This is a genomic window from Sphingomonas sp. SUN039 (assembly GCF_024758725.1).
Taxonomy (GTDB): domain Bacteria; phylum Pseudomonadota; class Alphaproteobacteria; order Sphingomonadales; family Sphingomonadaceae; genus Sphingomonas_O.
On the sequence record NZ_CP096972.1, the window covers coordinates 1,115,837 to 1,136,709 of the forward strand.

Below are 20,873 nucleotides of genomic sequence, written 5' to 3' on the forward strand. Positions count from 1 at the left end.
CGATACACCCTGTCGGGCAATTTTATGCATAGCTACATGTGCATTATTTTCAAGCGTGTCAGCCCGGGTAACACCTTTGATGCCGCAACACATGCTCATCCCCAAAACGCAATGCAACACGTGCATTGAATCTTATTGCACATCGCTTGTGTCTTTAATATGCTCCAAGAAGTCGGCCGTCAGAGCCGAGCTGAGCGCTAAATTCTGCCTAGAAGTATAAATTCGGGATGAGGAGCGTGGGATGTCGAGATATTATATGGGTCGAGCCCTATCGACGGTGTTGCGGGTTGGCGGTGCTCTGTCTGCCCTGACGGCGGGCGTCGCTTATGCCCAGACGGCCACTGCGCCACCGCAGGCCGATACTCAGGGCGCCGATGCAGTCGGTGCCGGGGACATTATCGTCACCGCCCAGCGCCGCGCAGAGCGGCTCGAGGATGTGCCCGTCGCTATTGTGGCGCTGACGGGCGACACGCTGGCAAAATCAGGGGTCCAGCACATGACCGATCTCGGTCAGGTGGCCACTAGCGTCCAGATCAACCGCGCGGGCGCGTTCACCCAACCGGCGATCCGCGGTATTACGACGCTGACACTCGGCTTCGGGTTCGAGAACAATGTCGCGGTCTATGTCGATGGTTTTTACCAACCCGATATGGTGACGATCAACGGAGACTTTGCGAATTTGGCCAGTGTTCAGGTTCTCAAGGGGCCGCAAGGCACCTTGTATGGACGCAACGCGACGGGCGGCGCGATTGTTATCGACACGCTGGCCCCGGCGAAGGAGTTTACTGCAAGTGGCCAGGCATCCTATGGGCGCTTCAACGATTTGCGGCTGCAGGGCTATGTCTCGGGTCCGCTCGGCGACAAGATCGCACTGGGCCTGGCCGCCTATTACCGCACGAGCGACGGGTATATTCGCGACATCGGGGCCGATCCGTTGTCGGCAGCCGACGACACCAACGCCGCGCCGCAGAAAAATTTGTCGCTCCGGGCGAAATTGCTGCTGACACCGACCGACAACCTCAGCGTCACGCTCGGCTTGAATCACGGCTTCGTCGAAGACTCGCGCGGGCTCCTCTATACGATCAATGCGTTTCCCGCATCGTTCATTCCCACCCCGCCCGCACGCGCGACGCTCCGCGACACGGCATCGCCCACTATTCCGGCCGATGCCAAAGCGCGCGCAACCGAAGCCACAGCCAAGATCGTGCTCGAAACAGGCATCGGCACGCTCACATCGTACACGGGTTATGCCACGCGCCTGAGCCATTCGACGTTCGATTTTGACGCCAGCAAACCGGTCATAACGCAGTCGGTATCGAACAACATCCGCGAATATACGGTTCAGCAGACGCTCGACTATAGCATCAAGGCGATCGATCGCCTCGACCTGATCGTCGGCGCTTTTTTCTATGACGACAAGCTGCGCGTGGACGGGGGCGAGAGCTATGCCGGCTCCGTCACGCCTGCCGGGCTTCAGCGCAGCCAGTTCATCCGCCTGACATCACGGTCCTATGCGTTTTACATCGACGGCACATGGCACATCTCCGACCGCCTGTTTCTCACCGGCGGTCTGCGCTACAGCAACGAAAAGCGCGGCATCAGCTATTATGAGGTGCCGGGGACGGTAACCGCCATTGCTCCGCCAGCCAGCAACTCGGCCACGTTCAGTTCGGTAACGCCGCGGGCCGTGCTGCGCTACGAAATCGCACCGCGAACGAACATTTATGCGTCCTATTCGGAAGGGTTCCGGGCGGGGGTTTTCAACACGACGGTGCTACCCAACCCTGGACTTGTGATCCCGATCAACCCCGAAAAGCTGCGTGCTTTCGAGCTTGGGTTCAAAACGGCGTCACCGACCTGGCGTCTGGATGCCGCCATCTATTATTATGACTTCCGCGATTTGCAGGTCGGCGTTTCCATCCCCAACCCGATCGTTCCCAACAGCGTCGTCCAGCTGATCAGCAACGCCAAAAAGGCCGAGAGTTACGGCGCCGAAGCACAAGTCACCTACACCCCGACGCCGCAGCTCAGCGTCCGCGCCGGTGCTTCGTATATCCACGCACGCTACACCGACTTTTCCAACGCGACGGGCACCGGATTCAACGCCACGACCGGTCTCAACGTCACCGGTCAGGTCCAGAACTGGACAGGGCAGCAAATGGCCCGCGCGCCATCGTTTACCGCAAATCTGGGGTTCAATTACGAGACCGATCTGGCGGGTGGCAAACTGGCACTGTCGGCGAACGGAAGCTACACGTCATCCTACGTTGTCGCCAATCCATCCTTATATGGGCTGCTCGCGAACCCTGCGCTCGCCAATACGCAACGCTATCGCCAGGACGGCTATGCATTGCTGAACGCGCAGGTGAACTGGACCGATCCGAGCGGGCATTACACTTTCGGCGTCTACGGCGATAACATCACCAATACGCGCTATAATTTCGTCCTGTCGGGCGGCGCGTTCGGCGATTACTCGCAAGGTAACGAGCCCGCGACCTATGGCGTGCGCGCAGGGTTCAAGTTTTAGCGTCGCGCAGTCTCTGGCGAAGCGGGATGTTGGGCTGGCCGGTGTGCGCGGTCACACCCCCGTCGGCCGTGAGGATCGATCCAGTCATATAGGCGGCGTCGTCCGACGCGAGAAAGGCGACGACGCTGGCCATCTCTTGGGGCGTGCCCGGGCGCCCAAGCGGGATCGGCGTCAGCCAGGCAGCGCGTCCCTCTTCGGTCGCCAGTGTTGCGCCGATGATCGCGGTTTCGATCAGCCCCGGACATAATGCGTTTACCCGGATGCCGTCGCGCGCGCAGTCCAGAGCCAAGGAACGTGTATAGTTGATCACCGCGCCCTTGGACGCATTATACGCGCCCATGCCATAATCGCCGACGAGGCCCGAGATCGACGCGATGTTGACGATCGCCCCGCCCTGCCCCCGCATCGCCGGAATGGCAGCGCGGCAGAACAAATAGACCGACCGGATATTGACTGCGAAAACCCGGTCCCAGAGTTCCTCTGCCATGTCAGCGGTTTCGGCAAGCGCGCCTATCCCGGCGTTGTTGACCAGCACATCGAGACGGCCCCAAGCCGCGAGCGCTGCCGCCACGGCAGCCGGCACATCGGCGGCGATGGCCACGTCGGTGCGTACGAAGCGCACGGCATCATGCAGCGTTGCCGGCGGCGCAAGGTCGGCAATGATGACCTTCGCGCCTTCGGCAACCAGCCGCGCCACAATCGCCGCGCCGATGCCGTTCGAGCCGCCGGTGACGATGGCCACCTTGTCATGGAATCTGTTCATGTCCGTTCCTTGCACCCTCACGCAGTGACTGGCCAGTCGCATGATTATCGTCAATGCGCTTGTGCATTGTCGTTTTTCAGCATAGCAAAAACACAGCAAATCCGAGGATGCATGCATGACCGAAAGCCTTGCCGCGGCAGTCCGCGCGGCCGAGCAACAGCGCTGCGCCGCCATGCTCGCCAATGACGCAGCAGTGCTCGACGCAATCCTCGATCCGCGGCTGCAATTCGCGCATGCGACGGGGGTGGTCGATGACAAGCGGACGTATCTGACCAAGATGGCCGGAGGGCGGATCGTCTACATCGGCATCGACTGGACGGAGCAAGTCGTCACCGAACTCGCGCCCGACGTCGCTTTGCTTACCGGAGGGATGGCCACGAATGTTTCCGTCGAGGGTGCTGCCAAGGCGCTCAGGAACCGCGTCATGAGCGTCTGGGGCCGGACCGATGGGATGTGGCGGTTGGTGGCATTCCAATCGACGCCGATCGCGGGATGAGGAGCAGACATATGCACATGAAGGTCTGCGGTTCTGGGGTGCGTTTTGCGGCTGTTTTCCAGGTCACGTCGGAGGTTATCCCGAATGCACCGGTTTCACCGTAGTGGAACCGTTACGCGAAGCAGATATCAGCCCGATGCGTCGCTAAGGCGATGCACGCCGACATCTCGATCAACGCGTTGAGCTTCGCGCCCGCCCGGCTGGATAAGCTTGCCGACCAGGTTGCCCGGATCGGCGCACAGGCGATAAGCCCCGATTTAGAGCAGGTCTTGGCCTTTGGGGCCACCGCAACCGCGCTTCTGTTCCGCGACACAGGCCTTGAGACTGCCGCCCTCACCCACCGCGCTTTTGCTTTCGCCACACGAAATGACGTGGCGGCAGCGCACGAGCGACTGGACCGAACCATCGATATAGCCATTGAGATCGGCGCACGGTCTATTGTCTTGACGACCGGTGGACGCGGTTCGTGCGGTTGGGCTGACGCCACCGACCGGTTCGCCGAAGCCATCGCGCCATGCGCGGCCAAGTCGCTGACGGCGGGTATCGCGCTCGGCGTGGAGCCCACTTCGCACCTCTACGCCGACGTCTCGATCGCGCACCGCCTGTCCGACACGGTGCAGATCGCCCGCAAGGCGGACATTGCGGTCGTTATCGACCTGTTCGCCTGTTGGTTCGACGCCGATATTGAAGCAGCGATCGCGGAAGCGGCGCCGCTCGCTTCGCTCGTGCAAGTCAGCGATTATATTTACGGGGATCGGGGGCTGCCGTGTCGCGCAGTACCCGGCGATGGTGCAGTTCCTCTCGCCCGGTTGATCCCCGCGATTGTCGACGCGGGCTATGGCGGATATTTCGATCTGGAAATCATCGGGCCGCGTCTTCGGGCCGAAGGCGAGGAAATGGGTCTCCGCCGCGCTGGCGATTTGATCGGCGCCTTGATCGAACAAGCCAGGGCGAACTAATCATGGCGCACGCCGACGACAAAAAGACGGTTCTGGCCGACGTCGCAGACGGAATCATGACAATCACGCTCAACCGCCCGGACCGGGGCAATGCGTGGAACGGGCCGATGGCCCAAGGGTATTTCGCGCTGCTCGAACAAGCCGCACAAGACCCCGAAGTGCGCGCGATCATCGTCACTGGCGCGGGCAAGGCTTTTTGCGTCGGCGGCGACGGCAAAAAGCTGGCGGTCGTGGCCGATACCGGCGACATCAAATCCGCTGCCCCGCAACCCTACTGGTTTCCGCTCACCATCGGCAAGCCGATCATCGCCGCGATCAACGGCGCGTGTTTCGGCATCGGCTTGCAACAGGCGCTGGTCAGCGACATCCGCTTTGCCTCGGAAGACGCCAAATTCTCCACAGCCTATGCGCGGCGCGGGCTGGTTGCGGAAATGGGCATGAGCTGGCTGCTTCCCCGTCTCGTCGGGACCGGCCATGCCATGGACCTGCTGATCTCGGCGCGCCTCGTGCGCGCTGCCGAAGCGGAACGGATCGGGTTGGTCAATTGCGTCGTTCCCGCCGGCGACCTGCTGGCCGAGGCGCAGGCCTATGCGACGCAGCTTGTCAGGCACTGCTCGCCCTATTCGATGCGCGCGATCAAGCAGCAAAGCTTTGCGGATTTGATGCAGCCGTTTCTGAAAAGTTTCGACCGATCGGTTGCCTTGCTCGACACTGCATTTGCTGCGCCCGATTTCAAGGAAGGCATGGCAAGCTGGCAGGAAGGACGGCCGCCGAACTTCCCTGCACTCCCGCAGGAATTGGCACATATCGATCTGAACGGATGAGGAGGACGCTCGCATGACAAAACGGGAATTTTTGGGGATGGCCAGCGTTGGCGTTGTCGCAGCCGCGCTGGTCGGGCGCGTCGCCCTAACGATCGGCGATACCGAACGCGCAGATACCGGTTTTCGGGTTCGTCACACCGATGCCGAATGGCGCGCAAGACTGAGCCCGGCGAGCTATAATGTGCTACGGAAGGATGCGACCGAACAGCCGTTTTCCAGCCCGTTGGTCAACGAGCACCGGCCCGGCAAGTTCGCTTGTGCCGGGTGCGACCAACCAGCGTTCTCCTCGAGCACCAAATATGACAGCCACACCGGTTGGCCAAGTTTCTGGGACAGCCTGCCGGGTGCCATTTTTAAACGCCCCGACTTCACCATGGCCAGGATGCGGACCGAGGTGCGATGCAGCAGTTGTGGCAGCCATCTCGGCCATATCTTCGACGATGGGCCGAAGCCGACAAATTATCGCTATTGCATGAATGGCGTGGCGCTGGCCTTTCACGCGGCACAGGCTTGAACAACGGGAGTTAGACGATGAGCGACTTTTTCAACGGCGTCATGCGCGGCATCAGCAGCCTGATCGGCCTGTGCATGGTCTTGATGGGCGGCATCTGGATCCTGCAGGGCTTCAACATTGCTTTCCTGAACAGCTTCATGGCGAACGACAAGCAATGGGCGATGTGGGGTACACTCCTTGCGCTCGTCGGGGTCGGCCAGATTTGGTGGAGCAACACTCGCGCGAGCTATTACAAGGGCAAATGAGGACTCGCGGCTAGTTCCGCTTCAGAACACTCTCGACGAAGCGGCGGAGTTCCTTGTCGATTTCCGCACCCTCGGGTCCGCCGGGGAAGCCGGTATGCGGCCCCGCCTCGGTGACATGCAACTCCGCCGTGACACCTACCGCGCGCAGGGCCCGGTGCATCCGCACCGTGTTCGACAAATACAGGTCGCGCGTCCCCGTCGTCAGGATCGTCGGCGGAAAAGCGCTGAGGTCGCCGAACAGGGGTGAGAGATAGGGGTGGGCCAGATCATACCCGGCGGCGTAGAGCAAGTTGACCGGCATTAGGCTCCGCAGGCCGGGATCGATGCCCATGTTGGTGTGGAAGCTGTCGCCCGATTCAGTCAGGTCGATCTCGGGCGTGCCGAGGATCAGACCCGCCGGCATCGGCAGCCCCTCGTCACGCGCACGCAGCATCAACGCCGCAGCGAGATTGCCGCCCGCCGACCCGCCGCTGACGATGATCTCGTTCTGCGTGCGTTCGCCGAGCAGTGCGCGATAAGCTGCGATGCAATCATCGAGCGCTGCTGGATAGGGGTGATCGGGTGCCATGCGGTAATCGACCGACCAGACGCGCCGCTGCAACCGCGTAGCGGTGCCGACGCCCATCATACGGCACATCTCGCCGCCGCACAGGATCAGCGCGCCGCCGTGAAGATCGAGAATCACGCTTCTGTCCTCCGGGTCTAGCCCTGACGGCGCGATGTCGAAGACGCGCGCACCACCGGCGTCGCGTTCGTCTGCCCGCGTTCCCGTCGCTTCGCTCCATGCCGGGAACCGCGACAGGACCGCCTCGTCGACCGCCGTTACATAGGCCCGCCACGCGTCCTTGTCGTCGAGGGGGGGATATTCTCCCCATGTCGGCAAGGGCGTCAGGTAGGCGCGCGCAACGGGGCTCAGGTATTCGGGTATCGGAACATCGCGTGCGGGCACATGAATGGCGCCGCTGTTGTCGCCCTCTTGCACAGCCTTCTCCTTTGTTCGGCGCGCCAAGCGCCACTTGTTATAAAAGCGCTTCCGCCAGCCTGCGCCAGACAGGGCGTAACGCGGCAAGGTCGTTCGTGCCAGGTGCGGCGGTTCCGACCACCTGCAAACAGACATGATCCGCGCCGGCACTGAAGTGCGCATCGAGCCGGGCCGAGATCACCTCCACATCGCCGCAGGCAAATACCGCATCGACGAGCCGATCGCTTGTCTGCGCGATATCGTCATCGGTGAACCCCAGTCGCCGCCAGCTGTTCGCATAATTTTCCAGTCGCCCATAGCCCTGGACATAGGGCCGTGCGAGATCACGCGCCCGCGCCGGGTTCGCGTCGAGCACTACCCCCTGCTCGGGCGCAAGGATCGGTCCCCGGCCGAGGGCGGCACGCGCAATCGCGGTGTGTTCGGGCGTGACGAGATAGGGATGCGCGCCTGCGGTCTGGTCGCGCGCAAGCTCGGTCATTTTCGGCCCGAGCGCGGCCAGCACGATCGCGCGGGCAGTTACCCCCGCGTCGAACAGCCGGTCGAGATACGCCTTCATCGCTGTCAGCGGCTTGGCATAGGCGGCACCAACAGCCTCGCTGTGACTGACGCCAAGCCCGAGCAGAAAGCGCGCGCGCTGGTTATGGGGCAGTTCGTGCCACCAGCCTGCCACGTCGGTCGCCTGATGCTTCCAGATGTTGAGAATGCCGCTGGCAATGGTTGTGTGCTGCGTCGCCGCCAGCAGGTGGGACAGGTCGTTCAGCAGGTCGCCGCCCGTTGCCCCCGGGATCCACAATGCGCCATATCCGAGTTCGTCGAGTTCTGCTGCTGCCTCAGCTGGCTCGGCGGAATCGCCGAACCGCAGCTCCATCGACCAGATTCCGATCCGCCCGATCCGTGGCGTCACCGCTGTGGTCATGCACCGACCTCATAGAATCTCTGATATTGTCGGCGATAGGCCAGAATGGGCCCATCGCCCTTGACGAGCAGCGGCTCGGCCCTGAAAATCTTCGCATTCCAGATCGGAATGTCCTGGTTGACCTGCTTCACTAGATCGCGAATGCGCGCGTCGGTGACGCGCAGGCGGCCCTCGCTCAAGCCCGGCGCATGGTACATTTGCCAGCGCAAATGGGTATGTTCCGCATCAATCGGCGTCTGCTGCTGGTTGTGAACGACGTGCGTCACGTCCTTGAATTCGGTAATTGACTGGCCGGGACCCGTCGCCGTTACATCGATGATGCCCGTCATCGGCCCACGTGGCGTCACCATCTCGGCGACGACCTTGTTAGACCGCACCCAGCCGTCGATTTTGAAATCGCCCTCGGCAGGCCCGGTAACGCCATGGACAGCGTTGAAATGGGCATGATCCTGGCCGTTCTCGGTAATTTCCTGGACGTGGATGTCGATGACCCATTCATAGGTCGAATGCAGGATCCAGTCGCCTTCGGGACAGGTGGGCATCGTTGCCACCTCCCATTTCGGTGCCGCCTTTCCCGGATGATACCAGACATAGGCAACGCCTTCGGATTCCTTGACGGGCCAGGTGGGCAGGCATTGCCGTTTCAGACGCGGCGCGATGACATTGGTGTAGGGAATGTCGGTGACACCGCCCTCCCCGCTGAAGCTCCAGTGATGAAACGCACAGCGCAGATCGTTGCCGTTGACCGTGCTTTCCACGCCGAGATGGGCGCCAAGATGCGGGCAATAGGGGTCGACGGCATTGAGCACGCCATCGCCCCCGCGCCACATCACAAACTCGGTGTCGAAATAGCGCATCGTCCTGATCTCGCCGATCGCGATCTCGCTCGACATCGCGACGCCGAACCAGCCGAAAGGAATCGGCAGGCTTGTATAGCCGCGGTCGGATCTTGGGTTGCTTGCCATCGTCATCTCCCGGTCGGAATTTCGCGGAACGGCACGGCCTTGTCGACGCGGACGTCGCCAGGCAGGCCGAGCACGCGTTCGGCAATGATGTTCTTCATGATCTCGTCGGTGCCCCCGCCGAGCCTCAGCGCGGGCGCCCACATGAAGCGGTGCTGGAATCCGCCGTTCAGCAGTGCGATATCGGGATCGTCGATAAGGCCGAATGCGTCCTGGATATCCAGTGCCTGATTGGTGAGCTCCTGCGTCTGCGTCGCCCAGAGCAGCTTGCCCGCCGATCCTTCGGGCCCCGGTGCCTTGCCGTGCGACAGCGCGGTCAGGGTGCGGAAGCTGAGCAGGCGGATGGCCTCGGCATTCACATAATAGTCCGCGAGCCATTCGCGGAACGCCGGATCCTCGAGCGTCGAGCCGTCGAACGCGGGGCTGCGCCGCGCAATCTCCATCACGTCGCGCCAGCCAAGACCTGTCCCCGATCCAAGCGCCGCGCGTTCGTTCATCAAGGTCGAGATCACGACTTTCCAGCCATCGCCCGGCGCACCGACCATCTGGTTGGCCGGTATCCGAACGTTTTCGAGGAACACTTCGTTGAGCTCGCTGTCGCCCGACATCATCTTGATCGGGCGGACTTCGAGGCCCGGCGTCTTCATATCGAGCCAGAACGCCGACAAACCCTTGTGCTTGGGCACCTCGGGGTCGGTGCGCGCGATGACCATGCCGTAATCGGCGGCATGCGCCCCGCTGTTCCAGACTTTTTGCCCGTTCAGCACCCAATCGTCGCCGACGCGAACCGCCATTGTCCGCGTGGCCGCCGAATCCGATCCGCTCGACGGTTCGGAAAACAGCTGACACCAGATTTCATCGCCGCGCACCGCCGGGGCGACACGGGCGAGCGATTCCGGGTCGGCGCTGAATTCCATCAACGGCGGCAGCAGCATGTGCAGCCCGGTCATGAAATAAGTGAACTGCAAGCCGGCCCGCGCTTCCTCCTGATTGAAGATCGCTTCGTCGATCGCGGTTCCGCCTGCGCCGCCGCGCGCCTTCGGCCACGAAATGCAGGCATAGCCTGCATCGGCCTTGGTCGCTTGCCAGACGCGGGCAATTTCCTTGTGCTTGTCGTGCCAGGCGCGGCGTTCTTCGGGCGCAAGGACCGACAAATCGGGTCCGTTCGCCTCGATCCAGGCGCGGACGGTCGCGCGATATTCGGCTTCCGCCGGGCTGTCGTCGAAGTTCATGACCGCTTCTCCGCTTCGACACGTTCCTCAAGCCGGTCGGCGAGCCGCCGTTTCCAGTCGCGTGGCGCGCCGACGACCAGTCCCAGGTGACGCGCACGACGGAAAAAGAAATGGCAGTCCGCCTCCCATGTCACGCCGATGCCGCCATAGGTCTGGATCATTTCCTTCGACGCCATCCAGTAAGCGGCGCATCCCGCGACGCGCGCTGCTGCCGCTGCCAGCGGCAGCTCGGGCGCATCGGTCGACAGCGCCCATGCCCCGTAATAGGCGTTGGCGCGGGCTACTTCGTTCTTCACGAACACATCGGCGAGCTTGTGCTTGATCGCCTGATAGCTGCCGATGGGGCGGCCGAAGGCATAGCGTTCAAGCGCATAGTCGCGCGCCATTTCAAGGCAACGATCCGCACCGCCCAATTGTTCGAACGCGAGCAGGATGGCGCCGCGTTCCTGAATACGTGCGAGCAAAGCCAGTCCCTCACCCGGCGTGCCGAGCGGTTCCACCGGCGCGTCGTCGAAGCGCACGCGCGCCATGCCACGCGTCGGGTCGAGCGTCGACACGGTTTCACGGCTGACACCGGGGCCGTTCAGATCGGCAAGGTAGAGCGAGAGCCCCGCCTCACCCTGCGCCAGCACCACAGCCTTGCCCGCCGCCATGCCGTCGGCAACAGGCAGCTTCATCCCCGACAACCTGCCGCCCGTCACGCGCGCCGCGATCCGTTCCGCCGTGAGCGCTCCCTGTCCTTCGAACACGGCGAGCGTCCCGATCAATTCTCCGCTGGCGATCAGGGGCAGCAGCATCGATTTCTGGTCTTCCGACCCTGCCAGCAGCAGCGCCTCGGCGAACAGGTAGACGCTCGACGCAAACGGGATCGGCGCGACGGCTCGGCCCAGTTCCTCGGCCAGCGCGCATAATTCGACATAGCCGAGGCCCAGGCCGCCGTAAGTCTCGGGGATTGCGGCTCCGCACCAGCCCTGCTCGCCGATGCGCGCCCATAGTGCCGCGTCATATCCAGCGGCAGAATTCTCGAGCACCCCGCGCGCGACCGACAGGGGCGAGGCAGCGAGCAGGAATCGCCGCGCTTCGTCCTTCAGCGCCTTCTGGTCGTCGGTATAATCGAAATTCATGGGCTGACCTCGTCGTATTCGCGGGCGAGCCGATCGATGACTGCGGCCGCCGGTTCGATGGCGTGCGTCGTGCCGATGCCCTGGCCGCAGCCCCAGATGTCGGTCCAGGCTTTGGCCGCGCTGGCCTGCGCGGCTACGTCGGTCGCGCGCCGTGTCGTCGGCAGATCGTCGGGATCGAGTCCGGCCGCGACGATCGAACTTCGCAGATAATTGGCCGGCGTGCCACTGAACGCGGGCGTATAGACAATGTCGTCGGCGCCAGAGGCCACAACAGCGTTTTTTTGCGCCACGCCGCAGCGGGCTTCGTCGGTCGCGATAAACGCCGACCCGACATAGGCGAAGTCCGCGCCGAGCATCCCCGCCGCCGCGATTGCCCGCCCCGACGCGATGGACCCGGCAAGCACCAGCGGCCCGTCGAACCATGTCCGCAATTCTTGCATCAGCGCGAAGGGCGACACGGCCCCGGCATGCCCCCCCGCGCCTGCGGCGACCGCAATCAGCCCGGTTGCGCCGCGCTCGATCGCTTTGCGCGCATGCGCCTGATTGGTGATGTCGTGCAGCGTCACCCCGCCATAGGCCTGTACCGCCGTGTTGACGTCGCCACGCGCGCCCATCGAGCTGATGACAAGCGGCACCCGATATTGCGCGCACCGAGCCAGATCGTCGTCGAGTCGCGGATTGCTTCGGTGAACGACCAGATTGACGCCGAAGGGTGCAGCGGGCTTGTCCGGATTGCGCCGGTTCCAACCGGTGAGGGTCTCGACGATCTCGGCCAGCCATTCGCCGAACTGCGCCGACGGACGCGCGTTAAGTGCGGGCAAGGTGCCGATCACGCCCGCCATGCACTGGGCGATGACTAGTTTCGGGGTCGAGATCAGAAACAGCGGCGCGGCGATGACAGGCACGCGTAGCCGGTCACGCCAGCCGCGCAATGTCGCACCGCCGCTCACGTCCGCCGATGCCAGTGCCGGTCCCAGTGCCAATCCCGTCCCTTGTCTTTCACGTCATTAATGTAACGCGTCTGTTGCATTACACTTTTTTCCTGTCGGAAAAAGCCGCTTCGGGCAAGGCCCTCAGCGCATGCTTTACAATGCACATGCCCTGTCGCAATAGCTGACGAAACGCGCGCTTGCGAGAGGAAAACCATGCCCCGTCCCCGCGACATTGGCGTTATCGATACGCTGATCGGCTTTCGAGACCGCACCCATGCGCCGCTGGTCGCCAGCGAAAAGGTGAAGTGGGACCGGCACCCGGCGGAATATATGTTCAAGGACCTGCCCGGCGAACTGGCCGAGGGACGAACGCGCGATTCCTCGATCGAGGAAACGCTCGCCAAGATGGACGAATTCAACATCCGCGTCGGTGTCATCCATACCAACGATGACCGCACCGCCGAAGCCCTGCGCCGTTACCCCGACCGGTTCGTCGGCATCATGCCGACCAATCCGCACCGTGGCATGGACGCGGTGCGCGACATTCAGAGCGCGTATGACACCTATGGTCTGAAGGGCGTGTCGATGTTCCCCTCGGGGCAAAACCCGCCCTGCCCGATCAACGACAAGCACTGGTATCCGGTTTATGCCAAATGCTGCGAGCTCGGCATCCCGGTGTTCTGCACCACGGGCGTCCCCGGTCCGCGCATCCCGCTCGCCCCGCAGAAGATCGAGCTGATCGACGAAGTTTGCTACGACTTTCCCGAGCTGAAATTCGTCATGCGCCACGGTGCGGACCCGTGGGTCGACCTCGCGGTCAAGTTGCTGCTCAAATGGCCGAACCTCTACTATTCGACGACTGCCTTCGCGCCGAAATACTGGCCCAAGGAGATCATCGACTTCGCCAACACGCGTGGCAGCGACAAGATCATCTACGGCGGCTATTTCCCGATGGGGCTGGATCTCGAGCGCATCTTCCGCGAGATGGACGACGTGCCGTTCAAGGATGAAGTCTGGTCGAAATTCCTGCATGACAATGCCGCAAAGGTGCTTGGCCTTTCGGCGTAGCGGTACCCGACGTAGGGCGGATGAAACAGATGACGCATCACGACGCCGAGCTGCAGATGGCGTTGTCCGCCGCACAGATCGGCGATGCCGCGAGCAGCTTTGCCCGCAGCGGCATCATCCGGATTGCCGAACCCTTTTCCGCCGATGTCGCCGAGCGGCTGCACCGCCATCTCGACACGGAAATCTCCTGGGGCAGAACGTTCAGCCGAGGAGAGAAGGATGCCTGGGATCTGACGCCGGAGGCGATCGCCGCGCTGGACGGGGACAAGCAGAAGGCCTTTCTAACTGCCGTCCACGACACGGCGCGCGATGGTTTCCAGTTTTTGTTCGACTCGCTGATCGTGTCCGACGATGCCGATGCGCGCGCTGACCGTGGATTATTGATCGACCGGGTAGTCGACGCACTCAACCATCCAGCCTCGCTCGACGCGTTCCGCGCGATCACCGGGACGCCCGATATCTACCGCGTCAACGGCCAGGCGACGCGGTATCTGCCCGGGCATTTCCTGACGAGCCACGACGATGGCATCGACGGTGAAAACCGCGTCGCCGCCTATGTCATCAACCTCACCAAGGGCTGGCGGACCGATTGGGGCGGATTGCTGCAATTCCAGACAGGTTCCGGCGACGTCCCGCTCGCGCTTAAGCCCGGGTTCAACACTATCCACCTGTTTCGCGTACCCCAAGTGCACAGCGTCACCTTTGTCGCCCCTTTCGCCGCATTGCCACGCTACGCAATCACTGGCTGGCTTTGCCGATAGAGACAACGCGAAAATGGCTGCATTATCCGTTGGAGCGCAAGATTTCTCTGCCCCCCGCGCACTTCGGCCCCTCAAACCCTGCCGCCCAGCTAATCGCCCCTGAAATCATCGCCAAGTGCCTAGATTCGGAATAGGCCCCCGCCTGATGCCCCAGCGCTGAATAAAACGCGCTGCCATTGCGGACGCAGTGGGCCCAGACCATCGGATGGTCCTTGCCCATGCTGATATCCTTGTCGATCACGAGCGGAAACCTGAGGCGCGGAGCGTAGGATGTCTCGTCGAGTGTGACGAGAATGAGATAACCCTTGGCGCGCGGACTTTTGTCGAAGCTGTACCACTCGTCATTACGGATCCATTCGGCGCCGAGTCCGCGCGTGGCGGGATGGGTGTGGTCTTCGACGATTAACCGGCCGCGCTGAATATGCGGGCTGAGCGTGTGGCCGATGAACTGCGCCCCGATCAGCTCGTCGGCATACCAGCGCCATTTATACGAAGGGTCGCCGCCCGCACCGTGCAGCCCGACATAACCGCCGCCGCTTTCAAGCCAGGTCCTGAACGCTGCGCGTTGGCCGACCGTGAGTACGTCACCGCTGACGCTGTTCCAGACTACCGCCCTGAATTGGCTCAGCTGCGCCCCGTTGAACACGGCGGCATTCTGGGTGGTGTAGGTCGACCAGCCCTTGTCTTTAGCGAGCTTCTCGAGCGCGCTATTGGCGGCGTCGATCTGGGCAGAATCTCTAAATCCGTTGGTCTTGGAAAAAATCAGGATCGTCGGCGCGTTGAAGTCGGGCAGCTTCGGCGCGTCCGCGTCGTAAACGATTCCCACGCCTAGGATCATCCGACCGATATTACCCGGCCCCATGCCCCACAACAACAGCGCTGCCAGCAGCAGGACCAGCGCCGAGACCAAGCCGCCGCCCCATTTGAGTACGCGGCGCATGGCCGCATTAAGCCGCTATTGGCCGCACCAGTGTCCCGACGCCGTGCAGCAACTGGTTGGCAATGATCGCATAATGCATTTCGGACGCCCCTTCGGCGATGCACTTTGCCTTGGCATCGCGCATGTAGCGGTTGACGCCGGTGGCATCCATGATGCCGCTGCCGCCCCACATTTGGAGGAGCTTGGCGCATACCTCGAACGCAGTGTCGCCGATCCACGCCTTGCAGACGCTGCCCATCGCCGGTTCCATCGCGCCTGCATCGAACGCGCGGGCGTTGGCGTAAAGCAACGCGCGCCCTGCAACGAGCTTGGCGTGCGCCTCTGCCAGCCAGTAGCTGATCGGCTGCAACTCGGCCATGTCCTTGCCGTAGAGGCGACGCGCCTTCACATAGTCGAGCGTCTTGTCGAGCATCCCCTGTGCACAGCCGAGCGACGTCGCGGCATGGGCGAGCACATTGGCGTGGTTGGCCGGGCGGTGTGAGAAGCCGCCGGTCAGCACGTCGCCTAGGATATCGTCATCCTCAATTCGGATGTTGTTGTAGTTGATCGATCCCGTGTTGGTTCCGCGCCAGCCGAGCTTGTGCTCATGGGGTAGGATCTCGACGCCGGCCCGGTCCAGGTCGACCGCGATGCAGCCATAGCCTTCCTTGCCATCGCGGCCATAGGTTTTGCACATGACCAGCACGACCTTGGCATTCGCCTGCGTGCAATAAAGCTTTGCCCCATCGAGCCGCCAGCCGTTGCCGTCGGGCGTCAGCTTGGTCAGATGAGATGCGACATTCGCCGCTCCCGCGGGCTCGCTCTGCGAATAGGCGATCACCCGTTCGCCGCTGGCGGACGGTGGAAGAAGCCGTTGCTTTTGGTCCGCGGTGCCAAGCATCTCGACCGTGCGTGGGGACAGCACCATCTGCACCGTCAATGCGCCTGCAAATGCGGGGCTGGCCTTGGCGATTTGTTCGGAAACAAGGCACACTGAAACGAGATCGGCGCCTGACCCGCCATAGTCGGGCGAGGTGTAAAGGCCGAACAGCCCCACCTTAGACGCCTTGGCAATCAGCGCGTCGGGCGTGTGCTCATCGCGGTCGATCTGCGCCGCCAGCGGTTCGACTTCCTTCGCCGCAAAGGCCTGCGCCATATCGCGCAGGGCACGCTGTTCGTCGTTCAGCCAGTCGAGCATCAAAAAAGATTCCTAAATATTGCGCGCGAGGTAGGCCGCCTCATGGATCGAATTGCCGTAGGAACGCGGCTTGCGCGCGTCGCCGATAACCTGCACCTGGATGCCGGTCTTCGCCAATCTGATCGACAGCGGATCATAGGCGACCCGTCCCGGCGACACCACTATCGCAGCGCAGGCGAGAGATTCCATACGTCCATCGGCGTGGCGCACCGCAACACTGCCATCGCCGATGGTTTCCAGCGAGACGCCGGTTTCTGGTGTCAGTCCGACCTCTCCTGCCCACATCATCACGAAGCGCGCACGTGAGCCGATGTACGAAGTCGGTACGAAGGTCGCGGCGGGCTCGAGCAGCCGGACGACGCGCCCCGCCCGCGCCAGATCGAGCGCCAGTTCGACACCTTCGGCCGCGCCCCAGACAACAACAGCGCCTGGCGGGAGCGTTTCGGGCCCCTCGGCCAGCGCTCGGTCGATCGTACGGGCAAAGCCGCTGATTAGCGCTGCCGAAAGTCCCTCGACCTCGGGCAGTGCGGCAACGGCACCCGTGGCGACGACCAGAACATCGGGCTCTTCATCCAGAATGCGTTCGAGGGTCAGCTCGGTGTTGAGATGCACCGTCACGTTCGACTTGCCGATCATGAGACGGTGCCATTCGGGCTGATAGGCAATCTGTTCCATATTGCGCAGCGTGCGGTAATTGCCCGCCCAGTTCATTACGCCGCCGAGCCTGTCGGACTTTTCGAACAGAGTTACGTCATGGCCGATCTCGTCTGCCGTAATGGCATATTCCATACCGCCCGAACCGCCGCCCGCGATGAACACACGCTTGGGCTTTGTCGTTGGGACAATTCGATAGTCGCGATCGCGACTGAACGCAGCGTTCTGCGCGGAACCGGCCACCCCCTTGTTGAAGATATTCCCGGCCAACAGCGAAGCGCCGGTTCGCGTGGATTTGCGGATTTCTGCTTCGCGCCCCTCGGCAATCTTGCGCGGAAAATCAGGATCGTCGAGCGACTGACGGCACGACGCGAAAAAGTCCGCTGCGCCCTCGCCGATCATTTCGCGCATCTGTTCGGGCGTGTTGATGTTGCACGAGCCCATCAAAGGCATGTCGATGCCACGCGCCCTCAGCCCTTCGCGCATGCGCTTGATATAGGGCAGGGCAACAAGGTTCGGCACGTAAAACCCGCCGCCGATCACTTCGCCTGAAGTCACTTCCTGGCTACGGCTCTTGGCCGGAAGCATCGAGCCAAAGGTGCAGTCCATCGCATCGATGCCGAGCGCATGGAGGCGCGTGGCGTAATGCTCGATGAAATATTCGACATCGTAGCCGCCGTCGAAGTTCTCTTCGCACACCATGCGCGGGATTTGCGGGTAATCGACCCCGCACAATGCCTGCGCGCGCTGGATGATGCGTTCACAAAACAGGAAGCGATCCGAATAAGCGTCGTTGCGGCCCTGGTTCTCGAGCAGCGACAAAGTGACGTGCGGCAACGACCCGTGGCAGAAATGATAGGAAACATAATCGTAACCCGCCTCTTTCGCGCGGCGTGCCGCCTGCGCGAAGACTTCTACGAGGTCGTCATAATCCTGCGTCGTCAAAACACCGGGCTGCTGGTTACCAATCGGATATTTGCCCGTCGGTCCCCATGAAACCGTGCCCGGAATCCACCCCTTGCCGGGTTCGAGGGGCGACGTCGCGCCAACGCCAGGGATCAAACCGCCGTAAAAAAGCTGCAAACCAGCAAGAGCGCCGTTGTTGTGGATGACCTCGACGAGCTCACGGTGGCTGATGATATAGGTATCGTCATAGATGCCGAACATGCGTTCGTTGATGAGTCCGTCCCAGCGCACACAGGTCGCGCCAACGCACACGGCGCCGAATCCCCCCGCCGCAAAGGCTTCATACGCCCCGACGGCGCGCCGGGTAATGTAGCCCTTGTCATCCGACATGTTCATCGTCGTCGGCGCGTGGACCATACGGTTCTTGAACGTCAGATGCCTGGTCTGGAAAGGTTCGAGTAGCGGATCGTTCACGGGATGCTCCAAAGGAAGTCTCACGCGCCCTGGGCGCGGTCAATGCTGTAGATCGAGCCGGAAATGAAACTGGCGCGATCTGACACGAGAAACAGGATCAGGTCGGCAATTTCAGCGGGTTGCGCGGGCCTGCCGCTGGCGAAGACCTGCAGCGTCTGTTCACGGCCGCCCAGCTTTGCGTCGAACTGGTCGTAGACCTGCTGTGCCATGCCGGTTTCGGTAAAGCCCGGCAGGACCGCGTTGATCCGGATATCGAGTCCCGCGCGGTTGGTTTCGAGCGCGGCACTGCGCGTGAAATGCGAGACAGCCGCCTTGCTCGCCCCATAGGATGCCATTGCCGGATTGCCCTTAAGCGAAGCCGTCGATGACACGTTGACGATGGCGCCACGGCCGACAAGGCGCATGTGATCGAGGGCCAGCGCCATGCCGCGCAAGGTTCCCTCGACATTGACTGCGAAAACCTCATGATAAGTCGGAAAGATGCTCGCATCGACCCGGTCGAAACGCGCAATGCCTGCGCTGTTGACCAATATGTCGAGCCGCCCCCATTCAGCAGCGATCCAGTCGCCCAGCGCCTGCCAGTCGTTCTCTTGCGTCACGTCATGGGTTCTGGCGACGACCTTGCAACCGACCTTGTCGAGTGCAGCTGCCGCCGCCGCAACGCCGACGTGATCGCGGTCGAGCAAAATCACTGCGGCGCCTGCGCGTGCAATCGCTTCCGCAGACGCCTGTCCGATCCCGGCCGCCGCACCGGTAATCACGGCGACTTGGCCCGACAGATCGATCCAGGGACCGTCCACCTTCAGGCCTTTTCGAAGATGTGGACGCCGGCCGCTGACGACCCGCCGAAGCCGAGCACATGCGTCATGCCGATCCGCGCGCCGCTGACCTGTCGCGCGCCGACTTCGCCGCGAAGTTGCTCGACGATCTCGATCATGTTGGCGACACCTGTCGCGCCGATCGGATGCCCTTTGGACAACAGCCCGCCCGAAACATTGACCGGGATCCGTCCACCCAGCGCTGTCTCGCCCGACGAAATCATTCGCCCGGCTTCGCCAGCGGCGCACAGCCCGAGGTTTTCGTAATGCAGAATTTCTGCGGTTGCGAAGCAATCGTGCAGCTCGACAAGGTCGAGATCTTCGGGTCCGACGCCTGCCATTTCATAGGCGCGCGCCGCCGCCAGACGCGTGACCGAATTGGGTTCGAGCATTTCCGGGCTTCGCGGCTCGAACACATCGGACGCCATCGCCGAGCCCCGGATGCGGACGGCGCGCGCCATGCCAAGCTCGCGCGCTCGCTTTTCCGACACCAACACCAGCGCTGCCGCGCCATCGACATTGGCCGAACACATCAGCTTGGTGAGGGGATAAGCGATCATCTCGCTTGCCAGAACCATGTCGAGCGGCGTTTCCTTCTGATATGCCGCCTTGGGGTTCATCGTCGCGTGATGATGGTTTTTGACCGCGACCTGCGCAAATTGTTCGAGCGTCGTGCCATAGGCGTTGGTATGGACCATCCCCGCCTCGGCGAACAGCGCCGGCATCGTGACCGATCCGAACAGCCCCTCGGGCGGCGGTCCGTCGACGGGCGACCCGCCGAGCATGCCGCTCGGGTTCTTCTCGGCGCCCACGACGAGGACGATGTCATAAAGCCCGCTCTTGATGCCGGTGAACGCTTCGCGCACTGCGCTCGCGCCCGACGCGCAGGCGTTCGAAACGTTGATGCACGGCACGCCGGTCTGGCCGATCTGCTGGAGGATTTTCTGGCCGAGCATCGAAGCCGCGTTGAAGGTGGATGAGGCGTAGACCGCACCGACATCCTTGATACCGAGACCCGCGTCGTCGAGCGCCATCAGCGCGGCTTCCGCCCCGAGTTGAAAATAGGTGCGGTCCGGATAGCGCCCGAATTTGATCATCCCGGCACCGACAATGAACACATCGGTCATGCGTGTGCTCCTTCAGGGACGAAATGAAAGCCGACATAGGATGCCCCATGCTTGTCATGGGTCCCGCCGGCGTCGTCGAGAACGACGACGACCGGCATTCCTGACCGCAACGCGTTCGCCTCGACGTTCCGAAGCGTGCCTTTAAGGCTTAGTCCGTCATCGAGGTCGACGATCGCCGAGACGAACGGCACAGCGATACCGGGATAGCTGCGATGGACGACCGCCCATGAAAACAGCTTCCCATGGTCCGTCGCACGAAACGCCGCGGGCGGCGTCCGCGAGGTACAGCTGCGGCATGCCATAGTGGCGACGGTCACGACCGCACCACACGCTTGGCAGCGGTACCCCTCGATCCAGGCAGACCCGTCGGGGCCAACCCGAACGACTTTGGTTCCCGGCTTGGCCAAGGTCGAGTTTTCCATCGTCAAAGCCACTCTCTCCTGTCGAACAACGACGCATTGCACATATGGTA

At 62.5% G+C, this 20,873-nt stretch carries 21 protein-coding genes; 8 read left to right on the forward strand and 13 right to left on the reverse strand.

The features are described from left to right. The first annotated feature begins 241 nt into the window (after positions 1-241). Positions 242-2,527 carry a TonB-dependent receptor gene (locus M0209_RS05470; protein WP_258887279.1) on the forward strand — a complete coding sequence of 762 codons (2,286 nt, stop codon included), beginning with the start codon at positions 242-244 and terminating at the stop codon, positions 2,525-2,527. On the opposite strand, the gene M0209_RS05475 is transcribed toward M0209_RS05470, so the two are convergent. Next, positions 2,517-3,290 carry an SDR family NAD(P)-dependent oxidoreductase gene (locus M0209_RS05475; protein WP_258887280.1) on the reverse strand — a complete coding sequence of 258 codons (774 nt, stop codon included), beginning with the start codon at positions 3,288-3,290 and terminating at the stop codon, positions 2,517-2,519. The genes M0209_RS05470 and M0209_RS05475 overlap by 11 nt on opposite strands. Positions 3,291-3,405: 115 nt before the next feature. On the opposite strand from M0209_RS05475, the gene M0209_RS05480 reads away from it, so the two are divergent. The 5 genes from M0209_RS05480 to M0209_RS05500 all read left to right on the forward strand — a co-directional run bounded on the left by M0209_RS05480 (position 3,406) and on the right by M0209_RS05500 (position 6,328). Next, positions 3,406-3,786 carry a nuclear transport factor 2 family protein gene (locus M0209_RS05480; RefSeq protein WP_258887281.1) on the forward strand — a complete coding sequence of 127 codons (381 nt, stop codon included), beginning with the start codon at positions 3,406-3,408 and terminating at the stop codon, positions 3,784-3,786. A 152-nt stretch (positions 3,787-3,938) separates the two neighbouring features. Then, entirely contained in the window at positions 3,939-4,745 is an 807-nt protein-coding gene (locus M0209_RS05485) for a sugar phosphate isomerase/epimerase (protein ID WP_258887282.1), read from the forward strand. A gap of 2 nt (positions 4,746-4,747) precedes the next feature. Then, positions 4,748-5,569, forward strand: coding sequence for an enoyl-CoA hydratase-related protein (locus M0209_RS05490; protein ID WP_258887283.1), 822 nt, complete (start codon positions 4,748-4,750; stop codon positions 5,567-5,569). Between the two features lie 13 nt (positions 5,570-5,582). Next, positions 5,583-6,083, forward strand: a complete 501-nt coding sequence (msrB, locus tag M0209_RS05495; protein ID WP_258887284.1) for a peptide-methionine (R)-S-oxide reductase MsrB — start codon at positions 5,583-5,585, stop codon at positions 6,081-6,083. 17 nt (positions 6,084-6,100) lie between these two features. Further along, positions 6,101-6,328, forward strand: coding sequence for a hypothetical protein (locus M0209_RS05500; protein WP_258887285.1), 228 nt, complete (start codon positions 6,101-6,103; stop codon positions 6,326-6,328). A 10-nt stretch (positions 6,329-6,338) separates the two neighbouring features. On the opposite strand, the gene M0209_RS05505 is transcribed toward M0209_RS05500, so the two are convergent. From M0209_RS05505 to M0209_RS05530, 6 genes are read right to left on the reverse strand one after another with little or no spacing between them, the layout of a single operon-like run. After that, positions 6,339-7,310, reverse strand: coding sequence for an alpha/beta hydrolase (locus M0209_RS05505; protein WP_258887286.1), 972 nt, complete (start codon positions 7,308-7,310; stop codon positions 6,339-6,341). 37 nt (positions 7,311-7,347) lie between these two features. Beyond that, positions 7,348-8,226 carry a TIGR03620 family F420-dependent LLM class oxidoreductase gene (locus M0209_RS05510; RefSeq protein WP_258887287.1) on the reverse strand — a complete coding sequence of 293 codons (879 nt, stop codon included), beginning with the start codon at positions 8,224-8,226 and terminating at the stop codon, positions 7,348-7,350. After that, positions 8,223-9,191 carry an aromatic ring-hydroxylating dioxygenase subunit alpha gene (locus M0209_RS05515; RefSeq protein ID WP_258887288.1) on the reverse strand — a complete coding sequence of 323 codons (969 nt, stop codon included), beginning with the start codon at positions 9,189-9,191 and terminating at the stop codon, positions 8,223-8,225. The genes M0209_RS05510 and M0209_RS05515 overlap by 4 nt, the downstream gene beginning before the upstream one ends. 2 nt (positions 9,192-9,193) lie before the next feature. Next, positions 9,194-10,420: an acyl-CoA dehydrogenase family protein gene (locus tag M0209_RS05520; protein ID WP_258887289.1), complete on the reverse strand. Its 1,227-nt coding sequence runs from the start codon at positions 10,418-10,420 to the stop codon at positions 9,194-9,196. Then, the gene (locus M0209_RS05525; RefSeq protein WP_258887290.1) at positions 10,417-11,544 is read right to left on the reverse strand and encodes an acyl-CoA dehydrogenase family protein; all 1,128 of its coding nucleotides are present in this window, start codon (positions 11,542-11,544) and stop codon (positions 10,417-10,419) included. Before M0209_RS05525 ends, M0209_RS05520 begins: the two co-directional genes overlap by 4 nt. After that, positions 11,541-12,521 carry a nitronate monooxygenase family protein gene (locus tag M0209_RS05530; RefSeq protein WP_258889575.1) on the reverse strand — a complete coding sequence of 327 codons (981 nt, stop codon included), beginning with the start codon at positions 12,519-12,521 and terminating at the stop codon, positions 11,541-11,543. Before M0209_RS05530 ends, M0209_RS05525 begins: the two co-directional genes overlap by 4 nt. 168 nt (positions 12,522-12,689) lie before the next feature. Here M0209_RS05530 and M0209_RS05535 point away from each other — a divergent pair, with 168 nt between their 5' ends. Beyond that, positions 12,690-13,544 carry an amidohydrolase family protein gene (locus M0209_RS05535; protein ID WP_258887291.1) on the forward strand — a complete coding sequence of 285 codons (855 nt, stop codon included), beginning with the start codon at positions 12,690-12,692 and terminating at the stop codon, positions 13,542-13,544. Positions 13,545-13,564: 20 nt separating this feature from the next. After that, positions 13,565-14,305, forward strand: a complete 741-nt coding sequence (locus tag M0209_RS05540) for a 2OG-Fe(II) oxygenase family protein (protein ID WP_258887292.1) — start codon at positions 13,565-13,567, stop codon at positions 14,303-14,305. A gap of 22 nt (positions 14,306-14,327) precedes the next feature. Here the strand turns inward: M0209_RS05540 and M0209_RS05545 are convergent, their stop codons facing one another. Genes M0209_RS05545 through M0209_RS05570 form a run of 6 tightly spaced genes read right to left on the reverse strand, consistent with a single transcriptional unit; the run spans position 14,328 to position 20,823 of the window. Then, positions 14,328-15,245: a ThuA domain-containing protein gene (locus M0209_RS05545; RefSeq protein WP_258887293.1), complete on the reverse strand. Its 918-nt coding sequence runs from the start codon at positions 15,243-15,245 to the stop codon at positions 14,328-14,330. A 7-nt stretch (positions 15,246-15,252) separates the two neighbouring features. Beyond that, positions 15,253-16,422, reverse strand: a complete 1,170-nt coding sequence (locus M0209_RS05550; RefSeq protein WP_258887294.1) for an acyl-CoA dehydrogenase family protein — start codon at positions 16,420-16,422, stop codon at positions 15,253-15,255. Between the two features lie 12 nt (positions 16,423-16,434). After that, on the reverse strand, positions 16,435-18,456 hold the full coding sequence (locus M0209_RS05555) for an FAD-dependent oxidoreductase (RefSeq protein WP_258887295.1): 2,022 nt from the start codon (positions 18,454-18,456) through the stop codon (positions 16,435-16,437). A gap of 20 nt (positions 18,457-18,476) precedes the next feature. Continuing rightward, positions 18,477-19,256, reverse strand: a complete 780-nt coding sequence (locus tag M0209_RS05560) for an SDR family NAD(P)-dependent oxidoreductase (protein ID WP_258887296.1) — start codon at positions 19,254-19,256, stop codon at positions 18,477-18,479. A 2-nt stretch (positions 19,257-19,258) separates the two neighbouring features. Beyond that, entirely contained in the window at positions 19,259-20,401 is a 1,143-nt protein-coding gene (locus M0209_RS05565) for a thiolase family protein (RefSeq protein WP_258887297.1), read from the reverse strand. After that, the gene (locus M0209_RS05570) at positions 20,398-20,823 is read right to left on the reverse strand and encodes a Zn-ribbon domain-containing OB-fold protein (protein ID WP_258889576.1); all 426 of its coding nucleotides are present in this window, start codon (positions 20,821-20,823) and stop codon (positions 20,398-20,400) included. Before M0209_RS05570 ends, M0209_RS05565 begins: the two co-directional genes overlap by 4 nt. Between the last annotated feature and the right edge of the window lie 50 nt (positions 20,824-20,873).